Here is a 25,563-nt window from a genome sequence, read left to right on the forward strand (position 1 = left end):
TGGCAAGGATGACTAGCATTGAAAAAAGCTTGGTTTGAAGCGCATTTTCAATACAGTCAGCTACTGCCCATATGAAAATAGACTAGGACGAATCAATATTGTCCTAGCCTCTTGACAGTATAAAATATCATTTTTCAAATAATAGTAAAAAGAACAGTCAACATGGAGCTCCTCATTTTCACAAAATAGGTCATTTGCCCTTAATGTTGATGCTGCATTATCAATTCTGCCAAACATTGAATGGCTGGCTCCATATCTTGTTCAGCAATATAAGCGTAAGAAAAACGTAAATATTGTTTGGCTTCATTGTCATAAATTTCACCTGGATAAATAATTAAGCCTTGCTCAAGCGCTTGGTTGAATAGTGTTTTCATATCTATAGGTACCGTCAACTGAAACCAAATATAAAAAGAGCCTTGAGGTTGTTGCCATGTACCACAATCAGCTAGATATGTTTCTAAACATTGCATAAAATGTGCACTTTTACGCTGTAATGTCTGCCGTAATTGTATTAAATGATTATGATAATATTTAGGTTCTGTTAACCACTTTTGGGCGATAAATTGTGCTATAGAGCTGGCACCATAGTCATTTTGCATTTTCAAATCTGCTAAATGACTAATGACACGCTCATCACCGACAATCCAACCTACACGCAAACCAGGACTTACCGTTTTGGATAAACTTCCTAAATATAATACATTATCGTTATTGTCGAGCGCCTTCATTGGTAACGGTCTGTCACCCTCAAACCATAAATCACCATACACATCATCTTCAACGATAGGTATACCTTGTTGTTGGCATTGATTAATAATTTTTTGCTTTTGTGTCTTACTATACGTATGTTGTGTAGGATTATGTAACGTTGGAATACAGTAAAATATACTATGCTTATACTCACTATTTGCACGAAAAATATGATTAATATGTTGTTCTATCGTTTCTATTTGTATCGGTAACATCTTTGCTTTCATACTATGCCACGTATGCACAGAATTAATATACGATGGGGTTTCAATTAATACTTTAGACTGTGGTACTAATAAACCATCGGCAATTAACTTCAACCCTTGTAACGCACCTGACACGATACAAATTTGCTCAACATTACAACTAATGCCTTTGCGTGCCAAATGCTCGACAACAGCATGACGTAAAGCTAATTTCCCTTTCGGTGGTTCGTAATTAGTTGTTAACGCGCCTTCCACATCTTGTGCGATTATCTCTTTAAACAAATCATTAGGGATTAATTCTGGTGCTAATTCACCAGTTCCTGTGCGTATTAAGTGTGTATCAAATTCTAACTCATTAATTTTGCGAATATAATATTGATTATTTTGTGACCTGCTATGGCCAAAATAATCATGCCACCGTATATTATCTTTAACAAATTGATTCCATTTGTACTGCGAAACGTAGACACCACGTTTTTCGATACGATCTATTGCACCGTAACTTTCCAAAATATCAAATGCTTCTATGATTGTAGAACGATTAACTCGATACTGTTGCGCAAGTACACGTTGACTAGGTAATTTATCTCCTGGCCGTAAGCTATTGTCAGTCATTTGCGTTAAAATATCATCGACAATATATTGATACTTTGCTTGCTTCATTTTACACTCTCCCTTGGTTGGGATTTTAATTCACAACTGGTTGGTTTATTTAAGTAATAGTTATTGTATCATAAAACCATATTAGCAATAATTCACATTCCATTATAGCTACAACCATCCAATCTGGTTGGTTTATATCGTTTTAAAATACTTCATGAAAGTAGAGGCATGTTATGTTACAACCTATACTACACGGCTTTTTACTCGCTTTAGGGCTCATTTTACCCTTAGGTGCACAGAATGTCTTTGTTTTTAATCAAGGGGCAAACCATCGCAAATTAATACATGCCATGCCTGTCATCGTCACTGCGGGTCTTTGTGATACGTTACTTATTATCTTAGCGATTTTGGGCGTTTCGTTAGTTTTAATGTCTTTACCTGCATTACAATTAGTTATCTATATTATCGGCTTGGTATTTTTATTTTATATGGCTTGGTCACTTTGGCATGAACAACCAAATAATTTGGCTCAACAACACTCAATGTCAGCTAAAAAACAAATAGGATTTGCGCTATCCGTATCATTATTGAATCCACATGCCATCATGGATACTATTGGTGTAATTGGCACTAGCGCATCAGTCTATACTGGCTCAGATAAACTATTATTTAGTCTGGCTACTATTCTTGTATCGTGGTTATGGTTTATCTTACTAGCTATACTGGGAAAATTACTAGGCTCAATAGATAAGACTGGTAAATACATCTTACTGTTGAATAAAGTGTCGAGTATTATTGTGTTAATTGTTAGCATAATCATTATTAATAATATAATTCGTTTATTATTGTAATGACATCTATAACAAGATATATAAAGTCTCTGACTTTGTTGGCAATTTTTGTGCACGCATTTCGCGGGCACTGCCTTAGCATGTAGTCTTCGGCTAGTGCTCTTCCCGCAGGAGTCGCCCCAAATCACTGCCAATATTATAATTTATGAATTGAAATCGATAGTGTTTATTATGTTATATAAATCAAATGACAATTATCACATAAAGTCGATGTGAAATTGAATTTAGACTTTGTTTAAGACTGTCTATAAAGTCTCTGACTTTGTTGGCAGTTTCTGTGCACGCATTCCGCGGGCACTGCCTTAGCATGTATTCTCACACTATTTCCCTTCGGGCGTCAGCACGCTAAAAAATTAGTACAATAAGTTAACCAAGAACTTGGTTATTTCTTAATATCATTAAGTATACAAAATTTTATAAAACTAAAATAAACGTCAATTTCTATATTTTCTCAATAGAAATTGACGTTTATTTTTAGTCAGGTATATTTATGTCCGGAACACTTAATTATTGTTTGTCATTAAATTAAAAGTCCAGAATACAAGGCTATTCCACAGAAAAGTATTTCCTAGTACCTTACTTTTCTGTAAGTACGCCGTCCTCCATATGATAGACGTGATCACAATACTCTGTTAAGCGCTCATCATGTGTCACAACAATACAAGTTTTATTCAGTGCTTTCACTTGTTGCTGTAAAATCTCCATGACAGCAATCGCATTTTCGGTATCTAAAGCTGCTGTTGGTTCGTCAGCTAAAATTACGGATGGTTTAGTGTACAAGGCTTTGGCTATAGCTACACGTTGTTTTTGACCACCTGAGATGTCGCTTGGTAATTTGTGTTGCACGCCTGTTAACCCCAACTGAGTCATCAGGTTGTTATATTCACTTTGAGACATAACCTCTTGTTTTTGTTTACGTAATAATTTGAACTGTTGACTCACATCTAAAAAGGGCACCAAATTCGTCGCTTGTAAAATAAATCCAATTTCTTGTAACCGTGTACGTGCAAGTTGTTTTTGATTCATCATAGAAATAGCTTGATTTTGAATAGTAACTTCTCCAGATGTCGGTGTTTGTAAAGCACCTACTATAGTTAAAAACGTACTTTTACCAGAACCAGATGGGCCAACAATGGCATTTAATTCTCCTTGTTGAAACGTAATACTAGTAGGTTTGACCGCTTCTATTATCTGATTGCCATCTTTAAATGATTTCGAGACATTCTCACAAATTAGCATACTGTATCCTCCTATTACCCAATCGCTTTTAATGGGTCAATTTTTCTAATAGATAAAATTGAAAACAAACTACCTAGTAATGATACTAAAATTAAGACGATGCCAAAAATGAGTAACGTTAAAACTTCAAACTTCACCGGTACCGCTTCAGGTAGAAAGAGACTCGTTAGTAACGTTAATCCTAAACCTATAACCGTGCCGATACAAGCTAATATAAACGTTTGTGCTACTACTACTTGTGCCAAGTAACTATTCGTAAATCCTTGTGCTTTTAAAACACCAAACAAATGCGTTTTTTGTAATGTAATAACATAAAGGAAAATGCCAATAACAGTAGCAGAAATAACAAATAAAAACGTAATCATAAAGTTTAATGTTAAGTTTTGTGCTTGATAGCCTGGCAATTGTTCAATGAAGTTATCTATAGACACCGCTTCTTTATCATTCTCTAGTTGCTGTGACGACCAGTTATCATCTTTAACGACGACTGCATTAGTTTGGTCATTTTGTAATTTCGTATTGATATTTGCTATTGTATTATTATTCGTAAATAGTACTGGTGAAGCATTGTATTTAGCACTTTCAGTAAAACCAACTATTTTCAATTTTTCGTCCGATTGCGATAACGTTAAAGTATCATCAATTTGAAAGCCTTTTGTTTTCAATGTTTCATCAGCAACAACCTCATTATCGGCTGTGGCTTGACGGCCATCAATCAAATCAGGCATTAGAAAACTATTTTTTGTCACACCAAAAAGCAATGCATTTTCTTCGACATCACCATTAGACGCAATAACACCTGTCTGTTTCAATGTCGTTTGTTTATCATACGTACCTTTCACATCATCTGCGTTAAACAACGATTGTTCCACTGTTTGATTTGCATCTTTATTTAAAATAATAGCGTCAGCATGCCATTTATCTATGCCTTCTCTATTCATATTCATTAAGCCATTGGCTAAACCCGATAATAAAAACAGTAAATAACTTATCATAATTAACACACCAATGATCAAACTGAATTTTAATTTATTGCGTTTGATTTCATTCCAAGCTAAAAACATAACTCACCTCTTCTACTTACTAATTGCTGCTTCTCCATCTTACACTTTCTACTAAAACATTTATAGTTACGCATCAGTATTACACGTCAACAACTTATCATTTATCAAGGTCTTCCAATAAATCATGTAATTCTTGAAGGTCTTGTTCATTTAATTCTTTTTGTTCAACGAAATTTAATACTAGGGATTTCACATCACCACCATAGAGTTGATTAACTAACGTTTTAGTTTTTTCATATTTCATATAATCTTCCTCCACTGTTGGTGTGTACTGATAAACGCCATCTTGTTTTTCCCTAGATAACAGTCCTTTTTTATATAAACGCGTAATTAATGTACGTATCGTCTTTTCATTCCACGCTTTAGACTGTTGTACTTGCTCAATAATATGATTCGCAGATAAGGGGGACTGTGTCCATAAGACATTAATAATTTCCCACTCTGCATTTGAAATATCAGGTGCTTTCTCAGTCATTAATTATTCCTCTCTCCTTCAAAATAGCCTTACTTATAGCTTTAGCTTGTGTTCCTGATGCATTTGCTGCTCCATGTACATGTGTTGAAAAGTAATATGTGTTATTAGCTGTTGTCACATATCCTGTATACCAACCATTTTGTAGTTTGCCATTTACTTTACCAGTACCTGTTTTCCCATAGAGTTGCGCTTTTTGATAGTCTTGTTCATGTAGCAATGTATCTAAATAAGCAACATCACTTGCGCGAAAGTCTAACTGTTGTTGTTTTACCGTTGCTAAAAGTTTCACTTGTTCTAAATTAGACACTTTAAGGGCGTCTTCTTGCCAATAAGCGGATGCATTACTTAAGGTTTCATTACCATAATTTAACGCTTGTAAATATTTACGCACTTCTGTGTTTCCTACCTGTTGATTCAGTTTCTCGAAGTACCAATTCACTGAATAACGCATAGCACTCTGTACATCTTGGTCACGTTCCCATTCTGCAAAAGGGTATGACTCCCCTTGCCACTGCTTTGTAGATTGTTGTGCTGATATTTTCTTTTGATCTAATCCAAAAAGTGCTAAATATATTTTGAAAGTCGAATCTGGTGCAAAGCGTTCTCTACTACCTGACTCATTATAAACAGCGTACTGTTGTCGTTGTTGATCAAATAATACAAATGAACCTTCTAACTGGCGAAAATGTTCATGTTCATCTATGTGTCTTAAATTATCTAATGCCTTCGTGTAACGTCCATTAGCATTTTCTTGTGCGCCTACTAAAGGTATTTGGACTATTAATAAACTAGAACATAGTACTACACCTATCATCAAAAGCAAACGGCGGTGTGTCTGTTTATGAAAATTTTTGATTTGCAATATTCTTTGTTTTAGTTCTACTTTTTTTCCACTGAATGACTGAACATAGATACTGTTCTCTTTTTGTACTCTAGACATTGTACTAGCAATAAGTGTCTGTCCATATAATTTATACTCTGCTGGTTGCAATTGAGTTAATACTTTTTGGTCTGCAATCAATTCACATTCTTTTTTCATATGGCGACGCACATAATAAAGTATGGGATTAAACCAAAAACATTTAGTTAATAAGTTAATAAACAATACATGTAAGGGGTCTTTGCGTTGAATATGCGCTAGTTCATGTAGCATCATATATTTGCATGCTTGTGCACTAAAGCGTTGATCCATATTGGTCGGTATAATAATCCAATAACCTCCCCACCAAAATGAAACAGGCGTTTCCACTAGAGGACTCTCTACTACAGATATGCGTTTATGAGCACTGTGTAACTTTACTATATTTAAACTTTCACCCACGCTAATCGATACTGTTGAGCGCACCAAATTGCGCAGTTGTAAACAGCCACGCACAAAATACACAATCCCTAAAAACACGCCTATAAGCCACAATATCGTTACAAGCCACGTAATAGCTTCCCAATTCATTTGCGTTGTATTTAAAGTATAATCTTTTGTTTGCGACCAAGCATTGGGTGTACTCGTTGCTCCTGTTGTAGTTGCAGATTGACCAACATCACCCTGTTTGTGCGAGCTCACTAATCCTCTAATCCATTGTTGAGGTAATAATGGTATAAACATCGCTACGTAAACTAAATACCACATTTTATAGCTTATAGTGCTATGACAGTATTTCGTACATATCGCTTTAAATAAATATAAAAAAGCATAAACTATTACCGCACTTAATGTACTCAATATTACAAATTTCAACACTCGCACATTCACCTCTTTCATTATTTCCCATGATACTTGCTTGACTTAAATATTACAAGTGTAATATAATCATTCATGAAGATTACATTTGTAATATTTAGGAGGTAACTATGAAAAAGTTTTTTACTATCTTTGTCTTACTCTGTGTTTGCTTCGCTTACACAACTGCTACTGCTTCAGCGCAAGGTTTAACTAAATTAGAACATAAAAATGATGCCACAGTAGGTGTTTATGGCATTAATACTGCTACTGGACAAACTTATTCGCACAACGCTGATACCCGTTTTGCTTATGCATCAACATTTAAAGCCATTACAAGTGGTTTATTATTACAACAAAGTTCTCCTGAAGCATTAAACAAGACTGTCACTATAAAAGAGTCAGATATCGTGGCATATTCACCTGTTACTGAACAATATGTTGGAAAAACAATGACCCTACGTCAACTCATTTCCGCTGCTATGTTACAGAGTGACAATACTGCTAGCAATATCATAATGGAGCAACTCGGTGGTCTGGATCAAATTTCGTCTCGTTTACAAGCACTCGGAGATACAACAACAAACCCACAACGTTACGAACCTGAGTTAAACAACTATGACCCTCAAAGTACAGCAGATACATCAACACCTCGTGCTACTGCCCATAGTTTACAACAGCTGTTAACAACTGATGCAGTTGCACCACAACAACGCAAGTTCTTACAAAATTTAATGTTTAATAATGAAACAGGCGATAGTTTAATCAAAAAAGGTGTTCCAGACAGTTATAAAGTAGGCGACAAAAGTGGTCAGGGTACAACTTATGGTACACGTAATGATGTTGCCCTCATATATCCAAAACATCAAACTAAGCCAATTGTTTTAGTCGTCTTTACGAAACATCAGCAACAAGACGCACAACCACAAGATGAGTTAGTTGCACAAGCAGCACGTCATGCAATACATCAGCTCGATTAACTTTAAGAATTTACGCAGACAAATATTTATTAATTATGCACTACTGTATCGCAACTGATTATTTAAATATTTACACTAACCAACAACACTTAGAGCTGGAACATGATTAATGTCCCAGCTCTATTTTCATACCTTGTTTTGATTATTAAGAACACATAGCCACCAACATCATACTACAATGCTTCGACTAAGCAGCTGCCTATATTTATTAATATTTAACGATGCATTAAGGCCGTCACTTCACCTGCAAATACCTTCTGCTCATTTTGATTATAAGTATTTAACGCAACCGTCAGTCTCCCCGTAGTCTCTTTCATATGAGTTTTATCGATGACTTCCACTATGACATATAGGCGATCATCAGGATAAACAGGTTTCATAAATTTAACATTATTCATTTCAGTTCCTGCTATAACTTCTGAACCATATTTACCTTCTTCTACCCATAATTTAAAAGTCAATGCCAATGTATGGATGCCCGAAGCAATGATACCTTTAAAGCGCGTATCTGCTGCTTTGTTTTTATCAATATGCATATATTGCGGATCATACATTTGTGCAAATTCCATAATATCTGCTTCTGTTACTGTATAGCTTTGCGTAGTATATGTGTCACCTATGCCAAACGCATCTAAATTCATCCTCGTCTCTCCTTACGTTTAGTTATTACCTACAAGTGTATCAAAATTTCATTATATATAGAGAAGCCACTTATGTTATTAAGGGCAATAATAAAAAACCTATATTGTGTTTATATGTAATTATAAACACAATATAGGTTTTAAGACATTTGTTTATGCCCAGCCACGGAAACGTGTTGCTTCAGCAGTACGCTTCACACCTATAACATAAGCCGCTAAGCGCATGTCAATATTACGATCTTGTGCTAAGTCATAAATCGTGTTGAATGCTTCTACCATCTTCACACGTAAGCGTTCGTTAACTTCTTTTTCAGACCAATATAGTCCTTGCTTATTTTGCACCCATTCGAAATAAGATACTGTAACACCGCCAGCACTAGCTAACACATCCGGTATTAATAACACATTTCGTTCAGTTAAAATACGTGTTGCTTCTTTAGTTGTTGGTCCATTCGCAGCTTCTGCAATGATACTTGCTTTAATTTTATGTGCATTATCAATTGTAATTTGATTCGCAATAGCTGCTGGAACTAAAATGTCACAATCTACTTCTAACAATTCATCATTAGAAATAGTATCATCAATCACATTAGTAAAGCGTCCATGTTCAGCACGCAATTCTATTAAACGATCAATGTCTAGTCCATTCGCATCATATACACCAGCTAAACTTTCAGAAACGCCGACAATTTTAGCACCTTTATCGTACAAAATCTTTGCTATAAAACTACCAGCATTACCAAAACCTTGCACTACAACTCGTGCACCTTTAATGTCACGTCCCAAACGTTTAATTGCTTCTTCTATAGTAATTACAGCACCTAATGCAGTAGCTTGTTCTCTTCCTTCAGAACCGCCAAGCGCAACTGGCTTACCAGTAATAAATCCAAATGCATTCGCTCGACTGATTTTACTATATTCATCCATCATCCACGACATTATTTGTGCATTTGTATAAACATCTGGTGCTGGAATATCACTATCTGGCCCCACAAACTGAGAAATTGCACGAACGTAACCACGAGATAAACGTTCTAATTCTAATTGACTTAATTGACGTGGATCACAAATAATTGCACCTTTACCACCGCCGTAAGGTAAATCGACAATACCACTTTTCAAAGTCATCCACATAGAAAGTGCTTTTACTTCCTCTTTAGTAACATCTGGGTGGAAACGAATACCACCTTTCGTTGGTCCAACAGCATCATTATGTTGTGAACGGTAACCTGTAAATGTTTTTACAGTACCATCATCCATTTTCACTGGAATTCGTACCTCTAGAAATCTTAATGGTTCTTTTATTAAATCAAACATACCGTTATCAAAACCTAAATTATGTAAAGCTTCTTCTATAATTTCTTGTGTAGAAGATACTAAATTACTATTTTCTGTCATATTCACATCTCGCCTCTTTCTTAATTTATTACTTTACTTTTCATTCTCTTTTGAAATAACATTGCCTTTAACAATGAAATTTTGGCATTACTAAAATTAACTTAATAGTTAGAAAATTCAGTAAATAAAGCCGGAATCATCATTTTACTATTAAAATCGTCAAATGTAAACTAGACTACAAATAATCATAATAATTATATACAATAACATATATATCTTTAATAATTCATCAAAGAGCATAAAAATGCGTAACATCACTTTAATAAAGCTTAGTTACGCACGCTATATTTATATATTATACATAGTAGATAGTGGTGTTGTTAAGTCATTTGCTGCTTGTTGCATTACAGTTGCTTCATCTGTCGTAGCAGTACCTTGGGCACGCACAATATGCAAAGCATCAAATCCCATTATTTCTTCAAACATACCTTTCAAGTAATGATATGAAAATTCTAAAGCTGTATAACGATCATCATTAGTGTACACCGAACCACTTGCTTGAAGTAGCAATGCTTGATAGTCATCAGTCATTAAACCTACTGAACCCGTATCAGTATATTTAAAGGTTTGTCGCGGTACTAATATATTATCCATATAATCTTTCAACCGAGAAGTAATATTAAAATTGTGCATTGGTGTCACAATAACAATACGATGATGGGCTTTAAATTGCGCTATTAATGCTTTCGAGCGTTGCGCAATTTTTTGTTCATCACGTGTCATTTCTTGCTGCTGGCCTTCTTTTTCCCATATTTTTAATAGTTGCGTCGTTTCAATACGAGGAATTTCAGTTTGATATAAATTTAAGATCTCTACTTCTTCAGCTGGACAGATGGTTTGATAATGCTGCAAAAATAACTGTTGTAGCTTAGCAGAGAAAGTTGTTTCATTTTGATAATCGGGATGGGCATTAATAATTAACGTTTTCATTTAACATACTCCTTTAAACTTAATAAATTAAGTATATCGCTCAATGGTGTCAAATAACGAAACCTTTGAAAGGAGAAATTATGAAAAAATCTGAACGCTTAAATCAAGAGTTAATATACTTAAGTCAAAAACATAGTTTTCATCTAAAAGAACTAATGTCTGAGTTTAATATTTCCAAAAGTACAGCCCTCAGAGATATCAATGATTTGGAAGCAATGGGCTTAAGTCTATATGTAGAAAATGGCCGTTATGGTGGTTATAAAATTTTATCTCAAAATTTATTAACTCCAATATACTTTAATAGCAACGAAATGCTAGCCATTTTTTTCGCTTTAAAATCATTAGATTTGTTGTCTAGTACACCTTTCGAAAAATCATACAAACAAATTAGAGAAAAACTGTACCACACGATACCAACTCAATTAAAAAGTGAAATTTCCACTGTTCTAAATTTTATTCAATATTATAACGCTTCAACACAGCAACAAACGCTTTATCTGTCCGACATTTTAGACTCGATTATTCACGAATACACTTTACATATTAGCTACAACCAATACCAATGTATAGAAACCGACATTCAAGTGTATGAGTTATTTTATCGTAATGGAGTCTGGTTTTGTAGTGCGTTAGATATACCAAGTGAAACGTGGGGAATCTATCGTTGCGATTGCATTTTAGAACTACAGGCTAACACTACTGATCACCCTAGTTATGCACGAAGTACTTTGGCCGAATTTCAAACACAATACGAAGATACATATCACGATATTCCATTCAAATGTAAACTCTCAACCTTTGGCGTCGAATTATTTACTAAAAACCACTACCCTAATATGGAATTACAATATATTGACGGTTCTCCCTACATCGTAGGCGGCTATAATATAGATGAATTAGACTACATGACTCATTATTTAATGTCTCTTGGTACACACGTCGACATTATCTATCCTGAGCAATTAAAAAAGAGTTATTTACACCAAATGCAGCGCATTATTGCGCGTTATCATTAACCTTCACTGTCACTTTTTAGCATAGTAACTTTGCACTTATATACAAATCGTCAAAATAATATATCTTACGCTTCAAACTGTTTATATATTAATTTAAGTTATTTATTATTTTTGGTAATATTATTTAATAATACTATATTAAAATCGAGGTTATTTCATCATGCGTAAAAATGTCATAGAATGGCTTATTGCAATTGTTATCGGAATTAGTATTGCTTGGATAGTTACGACATTTATTTTTAGCAAATATCACGTCAACGGCGATTCGATGTATCCAACATTTAAAAATAATGATCGCTTACTTATCAACAAATTCTCCATTTCTATGGATAGTTTTAGTCGTGGCGATGTTATTGTTTTCCATGCTACTAAAGACAAAGATTATATCAAACGATTAATCGGTATGCCTGGTGATAAAGTACGTTATAAAAACGATCGCTTATATATTAACAATCAGTATGTTAAAGAACCTTACCTCAACTATAATAAGCAACATAAAATTGGCAATCAACTTACTGAAGATTTTGATACTGCAGATATCGAACATGCTAAACAGCAACAAACTATTCCTAAAGGTAAGTATTTAGTGCTCGGTGACAATCGTGCAATTAGCAAAGATAGTCGTAGCTCATTAGGCTTAATTGAAAAAGAAGATGTCGTCGGCAAAGTCTCCATGCGATATGCTCCATTAGATCGTTTGGACTTTGGTTTTTATGCTGATTCTTTTGATAAAATTAATAAAATATCCGCGATAGAATAGCTACTTTATTAGCACTGATTGCCATTTAGCATAATAACATTGCATGATTTACACACTGTACTCCAACTGGATATAAAACAAAGGAGCGAATTCTCAAAATAAAAAGTTTACGATTTTGACCGTTGTGTATGCTTGCCTATAACTATAATTCAAACATATAGTTTCTCTAGCTGCTGCACGTTACAAAGTGATTTGTGTAAAAATACAACACAACTCCTCTTACACTATCGAAGTAAATTGCTATTGTAATTCCGAATAAAGAAAACGCCAATTTCTAGTTTATCGCGCTAGAAATTGGCGTTAATTTTTTAGTCAGAGCTCTGAATGTCTCTAACTCTTTTTATTGTTCAATTAATTGAATTAAGTTGCCACATGTATCATCAAAAACTGCTAGATTAATACCCTCAACTTCTTTAGGCTCAGTAGTAAATTGCACACCTCTTGCTACTAATGCCTCATACTCTTCAGCTAGATTAGAAGTCGCAAACATCGTAACTGGAATGCCGTCATTAAACAAACCTAATTGGTAGTTTTTCGCGACAGGATGCGCATTAGGTTCTAAAACAATTTCTACTGGATTGTTACTTTTGGGTTCAGTCACAGTTAACCATTTCGCATCGCCCATATCTATATCATGTTTTAATTCAAACCCTAATTTTTCGGTATAAAAATCACGTGCTCGTTCTTGGTCTTCTACAAAAATACTTGTTGCTACAATTTTCATGTTTAACTAACTCCTTTATTCTTACTGTAATGCCGCTCTAATTTTAACGCCATGTTCTATATATGCTTTTAAGCAACTTAACATGTAAACCCATCCTTCTTTTTGCTCTAACATAACCTCTAGTTCATCCGAATCAAAACCATTTTCCGTAGTTGTTACTAATGTTGCACCATCTTGTTCGGTAAAAGTAATCGTTACAGTTTTGTCGCCCCAAGTAAATGTAATATATTGATTAGGTACTAACTCCGTAATATTGATAGTTACTTCAGCGTTATACTCTACATATATTAACGTTATTTCTTTTCCTTCTGACCACGACTCTGAGCTAGAAGAAAACCAAAATCCTCCAATTTCATCCTTATCCACAAACGCTTCAAAAATACGTTCTGCAGGTGCAGCAATCGTCATTTTCGTTACAATATCCATAAAATTCCCCAATCTGTTAAGAGTTATTTACACAGTATAAGTTATTAACGTTTTTATCTTATTTCAAACATCACTATCAATCAGCGACATGAGTACGCCGTATCACGAATGTGTATACTTACACTGTATTAATACAACATTACTAAAGGAGATGTGGCAATGTTAAATCACGTGGCAGAAATTATGATTTATGTCTATGACCATAACAAAGCAATACAATTTTGGACTGAACATTTAAATTTCACTGTAGTTGAAGATACAGAAGAAATGGAGATGCGTGTCGTTAAGCTACAACCAAATACTCAAGCGCAAACGCTTATTGTTTTACAAGACAAAGCGAAAGTAGATGCTATGGATATGGGAGTCAGTACAACGACACCGTCATTAATTTTTTCTACAAATGACTTTGACCATCTCTATCAATCGCTAACAGAACAAGGGGTTAATGTAGGTGAAATAATGACATTACCTATGGGAAGAGTATTCAACTTCTCAGACTATGAAGATAACTATTTTGCTGTTAAAGATAATTAATAATTGAGCAAGCAATGCCACGAGTTAAATAATCATTGTACTTTTACTTAGCTACACAACTTAATCCCAACAATTGAACGCTCAGTAGTATAAAACACTTGAGCGTTCATTTATATATTAATAGTGCGCTTAAGAAAGAAAATTGACTCAAGGTCTTTTGCTATTCTGTCCATACAGTCCGAGTAAATGCCATAATTTCATTCACAAAAAGTTTAGGTACTTCCATTGCAGTGAAATGTCCACCTTGTGCTACTTCGTGTAAGTATGTCAAATTATAATGTTCTTTCACATAAGTCGTCGGCGGTAACATGACATCTTGTTCAAATAATGAAATACCGGTCGCCACAGTTAAGTTCGCTAATGGTAATAATTTAGTCGCATTTTCCAAATAAACATTGGCAGCTGTAGCAGCACAATTCGTCTCCCAATATAAATACACAAGGTGAATCATGTCTTCCGGTGAAAGTAAACTGTCTCCATTTTGATCTTTACCACTCCATGCCCAATATTTTTCACCTAACCAAGCCAACAAACCCACAGGAGAATCTGAAATACCAAATGATAGTGTTTGTGGTTTAGTCGCTTGAATTTCCATATAGCCTGTTTCAGTTTCAAAAAACGTTTGCGCACGTTCTTGGTAATCAGCCTCTTCTAATGAAAGACTATGTGTTTTCTTCAATAATGGTCGTATGATTCCTACATCAGTTAAATGTAGTCCTAACAACGCTTGTGGACTTTGTGAAGCCATATATCGTGCGACACTTGAACCTACATCCCCACCAGATATTATAAAAGGACGATCCCCCACTGCTTGTTTCATCAGTTGTACTAAAATTTCAGCAATCTCTTCATTGCTTACACCATGTTGGAATTTAGAAAAGCCAAACCCTGGTAATGAAGGGATAATGACATCATAAGATACTTTTTCACCATTAAGCGTAAAGCCTTGAGTCAAACTATCAATCACTTTCGTATAGCGTAAAATACTATCTGGCCAACCATGTAATAATAACAATGGAATACGACGTTCGGTTTTACCATGTTCATAAATAAAATGCAGATGCTGTCCTGCTACTTCTGTTTCATAATGATTAAACTGATTTAAATGACGCTCTAAACTCGACCAATCATATACATTCAACCAATAATCTGTGAGTTCCTTGACTTGCTCAATAGAAATACCATTATTAATGTCCTCATCTAACTGCACAGGCCATTTAGCATATTCTAGCTTAGCACGTAATAAATTCTTGTGAGCCTTAGAAAAATTAATGGAAATTCTTTTCATCTTTCATCCCACCCTCTTATCATTTTCGTAAGTACTATCACTTTATTCACTAGCAACAACATTTATATTTAATTATGTAACTGTTTAATTAGTTGCTTATTCCCTAATTATTGAATTATATTTATATTTTATTTATACCCCTTTAAGAACTAGAAATGGTAATAACTTGCTTGATATTGTAAAATACAGTTTGCATAGTGTAATAAACACTATGGGATTGTATGATTAAAGGAGTTAGTATGAAACACTTTAAGAAATTATATGGCAAATTGTATTATGTAATTCTATTTATTATTATTGTAGTATTTTTAAGTGGCTTATATTGGTTTTATATTACGAAACAACAAAACACTAATAATAACGATATTTATGATAACTTTGCAGCTTTAAAAGCTGACACAAAAGAAGGTAAAGATTGGCAAATCAATGTCAAAGACACAGATGACAATATTTTAATAACCGCTATTCATGGTGGCAGTATAGAACCAGGAACTTCAGAACTAGCGAAATTAATTGCCAAAAAAGGAAGCTTTGGACTCTACAGTTTTGAAGGATTACTACCTTCAAACAATCGAAGCTTACACATAACTTCTACGAATTTTGATGAACCCAAACTACTTGATATTATTGAAAAATCAGAAGAGGCTATATCTATTCACGGCGTTGATGAAAGTAAAGAAATTGTTTACGTTGGTGGCAAAGATACAAAAATGGCCAAAGCAATAAAGCAAGAATTAGAAGACAAAGGTTTTAATGCAACGCATAGTCCGGAGATGATAAATGGTAATTCCGGCGATAATATCATTAATAAAAATGAATCGAAATCTGGCGTGCAATTAGAAATTTCCAAAGGGTTGCGGGAATCTTTTTTTGAAGACGATGATACCGATTTAGAGTCTCGCGAAAACACTAACAATTATCGACAGGACATGTATGATTTTGCTGAAGCCGTAAGCCAAGGCATTAAAGCTGGCGAGCAAGCTAAAAAATAATTAACTATAAAAGAGCACAAGACATAAATCCCCATACTCAAAATAAGCGGACCAATCTATATTAAGGATTGGTCCGCTTATAGTTAATTTTATGATTTTAATTGTTCATGCTTGCCTAGTGTAAGGTTTATTTTATAATCAGAGCTATTTATATCCCGGACGCTTCATAATTCATACTACTTATCCAAAGTAACATTAATAATTTGTCCTACAAGTGCGAAAACACCAAGTACAATACAGACTACCCCAAAACTGATGAAACTTTGTTTTTTACCTGATCTTTGTTGAGAGGTTTTTTTACCTACGATTAATAAAATCAGCCCCACAATGATGAAAACTATTGCTGTTATCAACATATAATTCCTCTCCTTAATTTACATTTCTTAGTCAATCATACTATACCCGCTCACTTTTAATCATTAACTTTTCACCAAAATTAAAAAAAGACGCCATCGCGTCTGTCATTTCTATCCTCTAATTATGTTTGCTTTTATGTTTAGCTTCCACAATATTTGATATACAACTGGTAATCATTATTAGTATAGAAAAAATAGTAATACCTAGCCAATCCTCTATACCACAAATTACTATCATGAATAGAAAAATACATAATGCCAAAACTATACTTTTAAGAATACTATACATATAGCTCTTCATCTCAATCTACTCCTATAACTAAAAAGGCAAGCACTCTTGTACCTGCCCCAAGACTTACAATAGTTTGTTATTAGAATCAGTGAAAAGAGAGAGTATTCAAAAAACTGATTCTAACAATATTATATATATTGCAAACTTACTTTTGCAACGCTTTTTTTGATATATATACAATTATTTTTTGTTACAAATAAAAAAAGCCACCCGAAGGCGGCCAAAAGGGCGAAAATACAACTAATGTGTATCTTCAAAGTTAAGCATAGCAAAACTAACAACACAATACAATAACTTTATTTTTATATTTTGAGGAACTTTTCTGTTTTATAGCTAACATAGAAGAGGTAAGTATATAAAATTATATACTTATCCCGGTTGTTGTCTGAGCAGTGAGGCCTATTACACTTATAGACCTCTTGTTAATTATAAACTTACACTTATGAATTGTGCAACTTAATTTCTGATTCTTAATAAAATTCACACAATTTGTTCAATGATTAATACTATGTAGCACCACAAAATAACGATGACTATAACTATATCAAACTTAGTTCAATCATGCGTCTTTAGATAGTAATACGCATAAAAAAGGACGAGTACTAGATAGCACTCGCCCCAAAAATAGATAGAATTATTGTCTATATTTAATTTAATGTAAATTTAATGTAAAGTCAAGTAAATGATCAATTAAATTTAAAATTTTCCTAAATAAAATCATTAACTTAATTTTGTCATTAACCCTTTTATTATTTATATTCCGGGCGAATAAACCACATTTCACTTTCATAATCATGAACTACTCTATGTGCGACTTCTTCTTTTTCAGCACCTTTGCCTTCCCAGTTTTGATCTAAAGATTCAAACTTTTGATAGTTACCATCTTCATTACCATTTGTGACAATTGCCGTGTGACCAGCGCCCCCACCGTAATTTTCATTAAAAACTACGATATCGCCTTTTTGTGCTTTAAACCCTTCTGTACTTTTATGTACTGTTGCTTCACCATCAAAATTATTTTCCGTTGGGATGTCTTTAGCATAATCCCCTTCCAAGCCATGACCAAACAAATAATCCCATTGCATGTTTACTAAATCAAAACATTGCCAACCATATTCATTGTCATAGTCCCAGCCTTTTCCTTCTAATGATTCCGCATAGTCCATTGCTTCTGTATGTGTTACTTTTGCTGTTGCTTTTGCAGTATTACCATTACTCTGCACAACGACGTACACTAACATTACAGCAATCAATAGACATGTATATGTAACAACCTTAGTCATAATAGTTTCCTTTCAAATAAATAATTTTATAATTAATTGTTTATTTTTTTTATTAACTAAATTCCTAATAAACCATAACACAGTGACATAAGCTACACTATTACATGAGTATAAAACTATATTACGTTTTTATACCTATATGTAATGAATTTAATGCGTTACCAAATAAAATTTTATTAGCACTTTATTTTTTGTTTCTAGTAGTGATAGACAAAGCGTATTCTAATCACTTTTAAATTAAATGACTACACATTAAAGACGTAAAAGTAGTTCTCTTTTCATTGTAATAATGTGATTCAATCATATTGTTAAAAGTAATAAATAGTTGTCTATTCAATTTTTAATATATCATATATGTTGCAATGTTTTAGTGTCACTTAGTTTTCATTTTCGTAAAGTTTTATTAAAAAGATTAATAAAATAAGAACACTCTTTTCAAGGTGCTCACAGTCAATTTTCGACTTTGTTGTCAGTTTTTTGGTGCACGCCTTTCCACGGGCACTGCCTTATCCTGTAGACTTCGGTGAGTGCTATTTCCGTAGGAGTCTGCCAAAAGTACTGCCCAGATTATTTATTCAAAGTTTATTCGCTATCAAATAAACCCTTCGCATTAATTAGCGAAGGGTTTGTTTACGTTTTGAGAGCATTCTCTTCAGAGTGCTCAGACTATTAAAAATACGTACAATATAAAAAAGAGATACACACAATTGAACAGCACGCTGATCAATTGTAACTTTAAAAATACTGGATATTCTGTTGATTGTAAACGTTCCACCAATAAACAGTAATAATTAGTGTGCCAAAAGTAAAATGATGTCTGTTAATTTCACAGTAAAACTTTCATTCAAAATTGTTTACTATAGCTAGTACGTTCTTACTGTCGGCGATTTATAATTCGCAATAAAGTCTTCAATTTCATCAAAAGCATCAGAAAATAAAATCTTATCCCTATCTTCTTGTGTTAAAAATGCGTTCGTAACCATTTGATCGTAGAATTGTTGGATCAAATCGTAATAATTATCAGTGTTAAAGAAAATACAAGGATTGTTATTCTGGCCTACTCTTGTCCATGAAACGACTTCTGTAATTTCTTCTAATGTACCTGGGCCTCCGGGTAAGGCAATACAAACATCTCCTTTTGCTAACATCGTTTCTTTTCTTACTGACATACTGTCTACAATAATAAGTTCATCTAATTGATCATGTGCTAATTCTCGCTCTTGTAAAAATGTAGGCATAACTCCAATTGTCTTGCCGTGATGTTGTATTACTGTATTGGCTACAGTACCCATTAAGCCTGCATTGCCCCCTCCAAATACTAAAGTGTGATTATTTTTAGCTATCCATTCGCCTAATCGAACCGCACTGTCTTCATATTCTTGTTTGTTTCCTTTACTCGCACCACAATAAACGACGATATTCATGTTAATTCTCCCTCTCATTCTCAATTTTCTTAGCAACTATAAACGCTTTAACTGCAGCTGGACTCGTTAAAATATGGACATTTTGCTGATTTACTGTTTGCTTTATTGTGTTTAAAATGTACGGTTTACGCTTTTTTGGATAATCCCAAATGTACTTAATAAACTCTAGATTAAATCTTTCTTTACATCCTTCACCCATATCTTTTCGTGTCTTACCTAAATTTTGCAATAATCTTTTAGCTATTCTAAAAAGGCAAATTTTACGAGGCAAATCTAAAAAAATAACAGTATCTGCTGCGCTTAGTCGCTCTGCTAAACAAGCACTATAACTACCATCTATAATCCATGATTGTTTGGGTATGATGTTTTGTAATATTTCTTCTTGTTCATCCTCACTTGTCATTATCCATTGAGGCTTCCAAAAAAGCACATCTAAGTGATATAGCGGTAATTGCAATTCGCTAGCTAATGTGCGACACAAAGTAGATTTTCCTGAACCAGAAGAACCCATAACAACAACTTTTTTCATTAACATCACCCTCTATGTATACTGGATTTGAAATTAATTGTACATGAGTACCTATATGTTCACAATTTTTAATTTATCCAAATTACACCTACGCCTGTTCACCACTATAACAATTTAGTGTAAACTGAAACAATACAATGCAGATGAAACGAGGGGTACAATGTTCAAAACATATATTAATAAGCAATTAAGTTTAAAAATATTAGAAGAATCCGACACTCAAGCTTTATTTAATGTCGTCGATGAATCTCGTACATACTTGGCTGAATGGTTACCATTTGTTAATTTAACGAAAAGCAGTGATGATACGAAACAATTTATTAAATCAGCATTACAACAATTCGTTGCACATGATGGCTTTCATTGTGGCATTTGGTATAACGATAAATTAGTAGGTGTCATCGGTTTACATTATATAAATTGGTTAAATGAAACTACCTCAATTGGTTATTACCTACATCAAGACTACCAAAAGTTAGCTATCATGACTGAATGCACACAATTTTTAATAGATTATTGTTTTACAGAATTAAAGCTTAATCGTATTGAAATCAGCACTGCAACGCAAAACACGAAAAGCCAAAATATTCCTAAAAAACTTGGTTTTACACAAGAAGGCATTCTTAGACAAAATGAAAAATTAAACGGCTCATATTCAGATAGCTATGTTTTCAGCTTACTGCGTAGTGAATACAATCGCTAAAATGTGCCCTTCTGATATTGTGAGCACAAAAGCTACACCTAGTTATAACACTATACTTAGGTGTAGCTTTTGTTATTTCTTGGGAAATATTCTTTATTGTCTACACCTTATTTAAAAGCGACACCATTAATTATATCGTGCTTTTTCACACAATCCACTTTTATCGTACAACTTGTCACCATTACATTTCAGCTACTCATATGTACGAACCTCATACTTTTAATTACGTACTATTGTTAACCACTACACAATGAATCAGAACTACATCACCATACCACTTAGCTTGTATAGTGCACCACTTGTTCAATTGCTATAGTAATTTTGTTATAAATTTGATTAACTTACTTTAAGGGGGAGACGGAATTGAAAATTCAAGTTGACTATAGTGAACAAATGACACACGATGAATTGCTCATTACATGTAATAAACACAACCATGATATCGATAAATTATTGACTCTCATTAATGATTTTTATAATCAGCCAAGTTACCAAGTTCGTGATCTCAACAATGATATTTATTTTATTGCGCAACACGATATATATAGTTTTCGTTTTGAAAATAGGTTATTAAAAATTTATACATTAAAAGGTACTTTTATTTTAAATGAACGACTTTATAAAGTTAAAGAACATTTAGCAAGTCATTTTTTACAAATATCTAAATCTGAAATTATCAATACAATGTTTATCGATCACTTAGTTTTAAATAAAAACGGCATTATCGAAATTATATTTACCAACAATGACTCTACGTATTCTTCCAGAAGATATTTAAAGTCTATTAAGGAGGCATTAAAATTATGAAACGTTTATTGATGGGAAGTACTATGGGCATTGCACTAGGGGTTTTAATCTCTATAATATTTTCACTTATCTTTGCTGATGGTAGCTATGACCCAGTCAATCCGCATTCTTTTATGGGGGAAATCTACAATGAACACTTAACTGAAATCCAAACATTTATTATAGCTGTAGTGATTTGGATATTGTTAGGTATTACTTTCAGCACGAGCAGTTTAGTCTTTTCACATTTGCGATATACACGAGTAAAAACCACCATGCTTCACTTTATCATCATGCTTTTTATCTTCTTTCCTTTAGCAATACTAGCTGGTTGGTTTCCTTTCAAAATCTCAGCTATTGTAATATTCATTATAATATTTGTAGTGATTTATGTAGTGATTTGGAAAATACTTAATACTAAAAATCAAAAAGATATTGAAGCTATTAATAAACAACTAAAAAAGCAAAGGACTGATTAGTATGAATAATGGTAGATACACTGTTTTACCGCATAACGATGTAACTGTATTTCTTATAGGCATGCGTGTCAACAAATGGTTCGCAGTTCACAAATGGCTACCAGTCTTTTTAGCTATGCCACCAATGATGAAAGAATTAATGAGTGATAAATCACTGGGCTGCTTGTCTTTCGAAATGTTTTTTAAATATCGTGGAAATATAGTAGTGCAATATTGGGAATCGAATGACAAACTACTCACCTATTCAAAAATGCCCAATCATCTTAAAGCTTGGAAAAAATTTATGAAACGTACTCAAAATAATGATGCTGTTGGATTTTATCATGAAACGTATAACGTCAAAGCTCAAGCATATGAAAATATTTATATTAATATGCCAGACTTTGGTTTAGGAAAAGTTGAACAGCCAGTAAAAGTAAATAAACACATACATTCAGCCAAACAAAGATTGAAATCATGATGCTATTTTAATTAAATATGCTAATGTTTGTAGTTTTAAAAATACGAATTTGATCTTTTCATATTTGATTACACCTCTCACATTATCTGTAACGTGAGAGGTGTAATACTATGTATAGATTTATTAAAGTGCCAGTACAAAATTTTTATTCTACTAATACATTGTAATAAATCATTTTTCTTTCTAGGGCTCTTCACATCAAGTGTTATAATAATTGCAAGTGTTGTTACTTTTTGTATAGTCCTATTTACATTGGGAGTATACTCTATAGTTAAATGTTAAGAGATAAGATAGGTGAAAACTATACTATATCTATTATATTTTTTTAGAGTTACGTGATAGCAAGTATATGAATATGTATAATACTAATTAACTTAATTATATAGAGAGGTAGATATACATATGAGTAATACGGAAAAGAATAAGGAGAAGAAAGTTATAAGTGTATTCAATTGGGCTTTCTTTATTCTAGTATTTATACTATATTTTTTTGTTTATAATTACATAGATAATTTACCTAATGATGTGGAATATATGAACCCTTTAGTATTAACACTAGCAACATTATTCTTTGGTACTTCAATGAAAGCTACATACGATATACTAATCAATATTTATTTTGGTTTTGAAGAAGATATTCCTAAGTATTATAAAAAAGGAAAAGTTCAAATACATAGTTTTATTGATTTTATATCTATTGGTTTTGTTTTGATAGTTATAGTTAAGTTTATTAATAACTTCACAATTGCACTTGCTATTACTATTTTCTTTGTAGCTTTTCTAATGTTAACTGCTTATATGTACTTATCAAAGAAAATCTTAACTAAGAAGAGTAATTGTAGTGAAAAAGAAACAAAATCATATTAGGTATAAGGCTAATTAAGAAATACAGAAATATCTCAGTTAACTATTTTTGCATTCCCATCCACTATGGTGTTATAATATGCGTAACGAAAATAAGTATTCACTTATACACCAATCCCCTCACTACTGTCATAGTGAGGGGATTTTTGTTGGTGTGGCTTAAGGTCGCCTAGTTTTTATTGCGTTTACTTAGCCAATAAGTAAAGTACGCGATGGCACAGCCACTAATGACTGGCCCTATGATGTGAACGAAAATAAGTATCACTTTATACACCTCCTCTCTACGTCAACTTGACGCCTGAGGAATAGGCGACTTCATTATTATATCACCTGTGAGTTGTTACGCATATGTACTCAAGAATGGTTTCCAAATTTTGGACAGTTCACTAATTGGAAATGATAATAAAGAAGATAATGATACCGTAGGGATATGATAAAGAAGTTAGAAAAGATTGATAGTTAGAATTGACTATATTTAAACTGAGATGTATTATATTTAGCATAAGGTCACGAATACAGACCTATAAAAATACTAAAATACCTGTAGCTCTGCCATTTAATATACTTGGGCAGGGCTTTTTTTATAAAAGGGGATAGTCATGAAAAAAGTAGCAATAATAGTTGATGGACAATTTTTATTACATAGAATAAGAGATGCACAATCTTCTACACAATATCCAAACCTAGAAGATCAATATAATTTTTTAACTAATCTTATTAATTCAAATGACGAAGAACTTTTTAGAATTTTTTATTATCAAGGTAGCCCAAATAAACAAACTGTAGACAAACCCATTTCAAAAGATAAAATAAATTTTTCAGAATCTCAAATTAATAAATATTCCAGTAACCTTATCACCGAATTATCAAACAAAGATTTTGTTGCTATGAGGCTTGGGGACACTTTCTTTAGAGGTTGGAAACTAAAAAATCCAGTTCTAGAAAAAATTAGAAAAGGTATAATTAAAGACACTTCAAAGTTAACTGATGATGATTTCACACCTGATTTCTAACAAAAAGGTGTAGATATAAAGATTGGTTTAGATGTTGCCTGGCTATCAAATAACAATATAGTAGATAGAATATATATGGTTACTGGAGATGCTGATTTTATCCCTGCATTAAAACAAGCAAGAAGAGATGGTATTCAAATTAAACTAGTTAAAATAGGCACCAAAAAAATAAATAACGATTTATTAAAACATTCGGATTTTATATTAGACTTATCCAACAATGATGTAATAGATAAAATCTCCAAATAAAACACAAAAAACCCTCTAGTCTGTTTACTAGAGGGTTTTGCAGATACAATATTTATTATTGTTCTTCTTTAACATATGGTAATAATGCCATATGACGAGCACGTTTGATAGCGATAGTCAACATACGTTGATATTTAGCTGAAGTGCCTGTTACACGACGAGGTAAAATTTTACCACGCTCAGAAATAAAACGTTTTAATAATTCTGTGTCTTTATAGTCGATGTGTGTAATACCATTTGCTGTGAAATAACAAACTTTTTTACGACGACGTCCGCCTCTTCTTGGTCCACCTGCCATGGTTAACTGCCTCCTTTTACGATAATTTGTTTTTTATACGCTCAATTATTAGAATGTTTATCAATCACTATGTGTGTGTTGTGATTGTTAGTTATCATTTCTATTATTATTAAAAGATTTTTTATAGATATGTGTGAAGTATCGGCAAAATCTTGTGTGTGTGTATATGTGCACTATCAATAATATAAAATAGCCTGTCATTTGTCAATACGTTGTATTGGAAAATATAAATG

General features: G+C 33.1%; 30 protein-coding genes. 13 read left to right on the top strand and 17 right to left on the bottom strand.

Annotation, left to right across the window (positions count from 1 at the left end):
• Positions 1–200 precede the first annotated feature (200 nt).
• Complete coding sequence (locus CD036_RS10540) at positions 201–1,619, bottom strand: aminotransferase-like domain-containing protein (RefSeq protein ID WP_103388613.1); 1,419 nt, start codon at positions 1,617–1,619, stop codon at positions 201–203.
• A 173-nt stretch (positions 1,620–1,792) separates the two neighbouring features.
• On the opposite strand from CD036_RS10540, the gene CD036_RS10545 reads away from it, so the two are divergent.
• Positions 1,793–2,410: a LysE/ArgO family amino acid transporter gene (locus CD036_RS10545; RefSeq protein ID WP_103388614.1), complete on the top strand. Its 618-nt coding sequence runs from the start codon at positions 1,793–1,795 to the stop codon at positions 2,408–2,410.
• Between the two features lie 576 nt (positions 2,411–2,986).
• On the opposite strand, the gene CD036_RS10550 is transcribed toward CD036_RS10545, so the two are convergent.
• The 4 genes from CD036_RS10550 to CD036_RS10565 all read right to left on the bottom strand — a co-directional run bounded on the left by CD036_RS10550 (position 2,987) and on the right by CD036_RS10565 (position 6,947).
• A complete protein-coding gene (locus CD036_RS10550; protein WP_002509620.1) occupies positions 2,987–3,649 on the bottom strand; it encodes an ABC transporter ATP-binding protein in 663 nt (220 codons plus the stop codon).
• A 14-nt stretch (positions 3,650–3,663) separates the two neighbouring features.
• Complete coding sequence (locus CD036_RS10555; RefSeq protein ID WP_021459344.1) at positions 3,664–4,713, bottom strand: ABC transporter permease; 1,050 nt, start codon at positions 4,711–4,713, stop codon at positions 3,664–3,666.
• A 97-nt stretch (positions 4,714–4,810) separates the two neighbouring features.
• Positions 4,811–5,188 (bottom strand): BlaI/MecI/CopY family transcriptional regulator, encoded by a 378-nt coding sequence (locus CD036_RS10560; protein ID WP_002509622.1) that lies wholly within the window; start codon positions 5,186–5,188, stop codon positions 4,811–4,813.
• On the bottom strand, positions 5,181–6,947 hold the full coding sequence (locus CD036_RS10565; protein WP_103388615.1) for a BlaR1 family beta-lactam sensor/signal transducer: 1,767 nt from the start codon (positions 6,945–6,947) through the stop codon (positions 5,181–5,183). Before CD036_RS10565 ends, CD036_RS10560 begins: the two co-directional genes overlap by 8 nt.
• A gap of 89 nt (positions 6,948–7,036) precedes the next feature.
• On the opposite strand from CD036_RS10565, the gene CD036_RS10570 reads away from it, so the two are divergent.
• Entirely contained in the window at positions 7,037–7,885 is an 849-nt protein-coding gene (locus CD036_RS10570) for a class A beta-lactamase ARL-3 (protein ID WP_087587935.1), read from the top strand.
• Between the two features lie 215 nt (positions 7,886–8,100).
• Here the strand turns inward: CD036_RS10570 and CD036_RS10575 are convergent, their stop codons facing one another.
• The 3 genes from CD036_RS10575 to CD036_RS10585 all read right to left on the bottom strand — a co-directional run bounded on the left by CD036_RS10575 (position 8,101) and on the right by CD036_RS10585 (position 10,854).
• Positions 8,101–8,526 carry a MaoC family dehydratase gene (locus CD036_RS10575; RefSeq protein WP_002509625.1) on the bottom strand — a complete coding sequence of 142 codons (426 nt, stop codon included), beginning with the start codon at positions 8,524–8,526 and terminating at the stop codon, positions 8,101–8,103.
• 153 nt (positions 8,527–8,679) lie between these two features.
• On the bottom strand, positions 8,680–9,924 hold the full coding sequence (locus CD036_RS10580; protein WP_103388717.1) for a Glu/Leu/Phe/Val family dehydrogenase: 1,245 nt from the start codon (positions 9,922–9,924) through the stop codon (positions 8,680–8,682).
• Positions 9,925–10,212: 288 nt separating this feature from the next.
• Positions 10,213–10,854, bottom strand: a complete 642-nt coding sequence (locus CD036_RS10585) for an FMN-dependent NADH-azoreductase (protein ID WP_021459347.1) — start codon at positions 10,852–10,854, stop codon at positions 10,213–10,215.
• A gap of 80 nt (positions 10,855–10,934) precedes the next feature.
• On the opposite strand from CD036_RS10585, the gene CD036_RS10590 reads away from it, so the two are divergent.
• Entirely contained in the window at positions 10,935–11,870 is a 936-nt protein-coding gene (locus CD036_RS10590; RefSeq protein ID WP_103388616.1) for a helix-turn-helix transcriptional regulator, read from the top strand.
• A gap of 160 nt (positions 11,871–12,030) precedes the next feature.
• A complete protein-coding gene (gene lepB / locus CD036_RS10595; RefSeq protein ID WP_103388617.1) occupies positions 12,031–12,630 on the top strand; it encodes a signal peptidase I in 600 nt (199 codons plus the stop codon).
• 340 nt (positions 12,631–12,970) lie between these two features.
• Here lepB and CD036_RS10600 read toward each other — a convergent pair whose 3' ends face one another.
• Entirely contained in the window at positions 12,971–13,354 is a 384-nt protein-coding gene (locus tag CD036_RS10600; protein WP_002509630.1) for a VOC family protein, read from the bottom strand.
• 21 nt (positions 13,355–13,375) lie between these two features.
• Complete coding sequence (locus CD036_RS10605; RefSeq protein ID WP_002509631.1) at positions 13,376–13,780, bottom strand: SRPBCC domain-containing protein; 405 nt, start codon at positions 13,778–13,780, stop codon at positions 13,376–13,378.
• 159 nt (positions 13,781–13,939) lie between these two features.
• On the opposite strand from CD036_RS10605, the gene CD036_RS10610 reads away from it, so the two are divergent.
• Positions 13,940–14,314: a VOC family protein gene (locus tag CD036_RS10610; protein WP_002509632.1), complete on the top strand. Its 375-nt coding sequence runs from the start codon at positions 13,940–13,942 to the stop codon at positions 14,312–14,314.
• A gap of 160 nt (positions 14,315–14,474) precedes the next feature.
• Here the strand turns inward: CD036_RS10610 and CD036_RS10615 are convergent, their stop codons facing one another.
• Positions 14,475–15,602 (bottom strand): epoxide hydrolase family protein, encoded by a 1,128-nt coding sequence (locus tag CD036_RS10615; protein ID WP_002509633.1) that lies wholly within the window; start codon positions 15,600–15,602, stop codon positions 14,475–14,477.
• A 239-nt stretch (positions 15,603–15,841) separates the two neighbouring features.
• Between CD036_RS10615 and CD036_RS10620 the strand changes: the two genes are divergently transcribed.
• Positions 15,842–16,594: a poly-gamma-glutamate hydrolase family protein gene (locus CD036_RS10620; RefSeq protein WP_021459353.1), complete on the top strand. Its 753-nt coding sequence runs from the start codon at positions 15,842–15,844 to the stop codon at positions 16,592–16,594.
• 176 nt (positions 16,595–16,770) lie between these two features.
• Here the strand turns inward: CD036_RS10620 and CD036_RS10625 are convergent, their stop codons facing one another.
• From CD036_RS10625 to CD036_RS10645, 4 genes are all read right to left on the bottom strand, one after another.
• Positions 16,771–16,950 carry a hypothetical protein gene (locus tag CD036_RS10625; protein WP_021459354.1) on the bottom strand — a complete coding sequence of 60 codons (180 nt, stop codon included), beginning with the start codon at positions 16,948–16,950 and terminating at the stop codon, positions 16,771–16,773.
• Positions 16,951–17,991: 1,041 nt separating this feature from the next.
• Positions 17,992–18,525 carry a CHAP domain-containing protein gene (locus tag CD036_RS10635; protein ID WP_021459355.1) on the bottom strand — a complete coding sequence of 178 codons (534 nt, stop codon included), beginning with the start codon at positions 18,523–18,525 and terminating at the stop codon, positions 17,992–17,994.
• 863 nt (positions 18,526–19,388) lie between these two features.
• Positions 19,389–19,949, bottom strand: a complete 561-nt coding sequence (locus tag CD036_RS10640; RefSeq protein ID WP_002509637.1) for an LOG family protein — start codon at positions 19,947–19,949, stop codon at positions 19,389–19,391.
• A gap of 1 nt (position 19,950) precedes the next feature.
• Positions 19,951–20,478, bottom strand: a complete 528-nt coding sequence (locus tag CD036_RS10645; RefSeq protein WP_021459356.1) for a DNA topology modulation protein — start codon at positions 20,476–20,478, stop codon at positions 19,951–19,953.
• Between the two features lie 160 nt (positions 20,479–20,638).
• On the opposite strand from CD036_RS10645, the gene CD036_RS10650 reads away from it, so the two are divergent.
• The 5 genes from CD036_RS10650 to CD036_RS10670 all read left to right on the top strand — a co-directional run bounded on the left by CD036_RS10650 (position 20,639) and on the right by CD036_RS10670 (position 23,773).
• Positions 20,639–21,181: a GNAT family N-acetyltransferase gene (locus tag CD036_RS10650; protein ID WP_103388618.1), complete on the top strand. Its 543-nt coding sequence runs from the start codon at positions 20,639–20,641 to the stop codon at positions 21,179–21,181.
• Between the two features lie 363 nt (positions 21,182–21,544).
• Entirely contained in the window at positions 21,545–21,988 is a 444-nt protein-coding gene (locus CD036_RS10655; RefSeq protein WP_002509640.1) for a LytTR family DNA-binding domain-containing protein, read from the top strand.
• The gene (locus CD036_RS10660) at positions 21,985–22,446 is read left to right on the top strand and encodes a DUF3021 domain-containing protein (protein ID WP_103388619.1); all 462 of its coding nucleotides are present in this window, start codon (positions 21,985–21,987) and stop codon (positions 22,444–22,446) included. The genes CD036_RS10655 and CD036_RS10660 overlap by 4 nt, the downstream gene beginning before the upstream one ends.
• Before the next feature lies 1 nt (position 22,447).
• Positions 22,448–22,906: a DUF4188 domain-containing protein gene (locus CD036_RS10665; protein WP_002509642.1), complete on the top strand. Its 459-nt coding sequence runs from the start codon at positions 22,448–22,450 to the stop codon at positions 22,904–22,906.
• Positions 22,907–23,308: 402 nt separating this feature from the next.
• Complete coding sequence (locus CD036_RS10670) at positions 23,309–23,773, top strand: hypothetical protein (protein ID WP_021459357.1); 465 nt, start codon at positions 23,309–23,311, stop codon at positions 23,771–23,773.
• 166 nt (positions 23,774–23,939) lie between these two features.
• On the opposite strand, the gene CD036_RS13050 is transcribed toward CD036_RS10670, so the two are convergent.
• Positions 23,940–24,035 (bottom strand): type I toxin-antitoxin system Fst family toxin, encoded by a 96-nt coding sequence (locus CD036_RS13050; RefSeq protein WP_107373825.1) that lies wholly within the window; start codon positions 24,033–24,035, stop codon positions 23,940–23,942.
• A 334-nt stretch (positions 24,036–24,369) separates the two neighbouring features.
• Here CD036_RS13050 and CD036_RS10675 point away from each other — a divergent pair, with 334 nt between their 5' ends.
• Positions 24,370–24,783: a hypothetical protein gene (locus CD036_RS10675; protein ID WP_103388620.1), complete on the top strand. Its 414-nt coding sequence runs from the start codon at positions 24,370–24,372 to the stop codon at positions 24,781–24,783.
• A gap of 15 nt (positions 24,784–24,798) precedes the next feature.
• Positions 24,799–25,032 carry an NYN domain-containing protein gene (locus CD036_RS10680; RefSeq protein WP_083848127.1) on the top strand — a complete coding sequence of 78 codons (234 nt, stop codon included), beginning with the start codon at positions 24,799–24,801 and terminating at the stop codon, positions 25,030–25,032.
• A 55-nt stretch (positions 25,033–25,087) separates the two neighbouring features.
• On the opposite strand, the gene rpsR is transcribed toward CD036_RS10680, so the two are convergent.
• Entirely contained in the window at positions 25,088–25,330 is a 243-nt protein-coding gene (gene rpsR, locus CD036_RS10685; protein ID WP_002464877.1) for a 30S ribosomal protein S18, read from the bottom strand.
• Positions 25,331–25,563: the final 233 nt, after the last annotated feature.

Source organism: Staphylococcus arlettae (genome assembly GCF_002902345.1).
Classification (GTDB): Bacteria; Bacillota; Bacilli; order Staphylococcales; family Staphylococcaceae; genus Staphylococcus; species Staphylococcus arlettae.

Excerpts from the sequence above, each read along its gene's own strand:
- CD036_RS10560 (WP_002509622.1), bottom strand. The coding sequence starts at position 5,188 with ATGACTGAGAAAGCACCTGATATTTCAAATGCAGAGTGGGAAATTATT.
- CD036_RS10615 (WP_002509633.1), bottom strand. The coding sequence starts at position 15,602 with ATGAAAAGAATTTCCATTAATTTTTCTAAGGCTCACAAGAATTTATTA.
- CD036_RS10665 (WP_002509642.1), top strand. The coding sequence starts at position 22,448 with ATGAATAATGGTAGATACACTGTTTTACCGCATAACGATGTAACTGTA.
- CD036_RS10675 (WP_103388620.1), top strand. The coding sequence starts at position 24,370 with ATGAAAAAAGTAGCAATAATAGTTGATGGACAATTTTTATTACATAGA.
- CD036_RS10555 (WP_021459344.1), bottom strand. The coding sequence starts at position 4,713 with ATGTTTTTAGCTTGGAATGAAATCAAACGCAATAAATTAAAATTCAGT.
- CD036_RS10635 (WP_021459355.1), bottom strand. The coding sequence starts at position 18,525 with ATGACTAAGGTTGTTACATATACATGTCTATTGATTGCTGTAATGTTA.
- CD036_RS10625 (WP_021459354.1), bottom strand. The coding sequence starts at position 16,950 with ATGTTGATAACAGCAATAGTTTTCATCATTGTGGGGCTGATTTTATTA.
- CD036_RS10660 (WP_103388619.1), top strand. The coding sequence starts at position 21,985 with ATGAAACGTTTATTGATGGGAAGTACTATGGGCATTGCACTAGGGGTT.
- CD036_RS10550 (WP_002509620.1), bottom strand. The coding sequence starts at position 3,649 with ATGCTAATTTGTGAGAATGTCTCGAAATCATTTAAAGATGGCAATCAG.
- CD036_RS10545 (WP_103388614.1), top strand. The coding sequence starts at position 1,793 with ATGTTACAACCTATACTACACGGCTTTTTACTCGCTTTAGGGCTCATT.
- CD036_RS10645 (WP_021459356.1), bottom strand. The coding sequence starts at position 20,478 with ATGAAAAAAGTTGTTGTTATGGGTTCTTCTGGTTCAGGAAAATCTACT.
- CD036_RS10570 (WP_087587935.1), top strand. The coding sequence starts at position 7,037 with ATGAAAAAGTTTTTTACTATCTTTGTCTTACTCTGTGTTTGCTTCGCT.
- CD036_RS10580 (WP_103388717.1), bottom strand. The coding sequence starts at position 9,924 with ATGACAGAAAATAGTAATTTAGTATCTTCTACACAAGAAATTATAGAA.
- CD036_RS10620 (WP_021459353.1), top strand. The coding sequence starts at position 15,842 with ATGAAACACTTTAAGAAATTATATGGCAAATTGTATTATGTAATTCTA.
- CD036_RS10670 (WP_021459357.1), top strand. The coding sequence starts at position 23,309 with ATGAGTAATACGGAAAAGAATAAGGAGAAGAAAGTTATAAGTGTATTC.
- rpsR (WP_002464877.1), bottom strand. The coding sequence starts at position 25,330 with ATGGCAGGTGGACCAAGAAGAGGCGGACGTCGTCGTAAAAAAGTTTGT.
- CD036_RS10610 (WP_002509632.1), top strand. The coding sequence starts at position 13,940 with ATGTTAAATCACGTGGCAGAAATTATGATTTATGTCTATGACCATAAC.
- CD036_RS10585 (WP_021459347.1), bottom strand. The coding sequence starts at position 10,854 with ATGAAAACGTTAATTATTAATGCCCATCCCGATTATCAAAATGAAACA.
- CD036_RS10590 (WP_103388616.1), top strand. The coding sequence starts at position 10,935 with ATGAAAAAATCTGAACGCTTAAATCAAGAGTTAATATACTTAAGTCAA.
- CD036_RS10575 (WP_002509625.1), bottom strand. The coding sequence starts at position 8,526 with ATGAATTTAGATGCGTTTGGCATAGGTGACACATATACTACGCAAAGC.
- CD036_RS10640 (WP_002509637.1), bottom strand. The coding sequence starts at position 19,949 with ATGAATATCGTCGTTTATTGTGGTGCGAGTAAAGGAAACAAACAAGAA.
- CD036_RS10540 (WP_103388613.1), bottom strand. The coding sequence starts at position 1,619 with ATGAAGCAAGCAAAGTATCAATATATTGTCGATGATATTTTAACGCAA.
- CD036_RS10565 (WP_103388615.1), bottom strand. The coding sequence starts at position 6,947 with ATGAAAGAGGTGAATGTGCGAGTGTTGAAATTTGTAATATTGAGTACA.
- CD036_RS10600 (WP_002509630.1), bottom strand. The coding sequence starts at position 13,354 with ATGAAAATTGTAGCAACAAGTATTTTTGTAGAAGACCAAGAACGAGCA.
- CD036_RS10650 (WP_103388618.1), top strand. The coding sequence starts at position 20,639 with ATGTTCAAAACATATATTAATAAGCAATTAAGTTTAAAAATATTAGAA.
- CD036_RS10605 (WP_002509631.1), bottom strand. The coding sequence starts at position 13,780 with ATGGATATTGTAACGAAAATGACGATTGCTGCACCTGCAGAACGTATT.
- lepB (WP_103388617.1), top strand. The coding sequence starts at position 12,031 with ATGCGTAAAAATGTCATAGAATGGCTTATTGCAATTGTTATCGGAATT.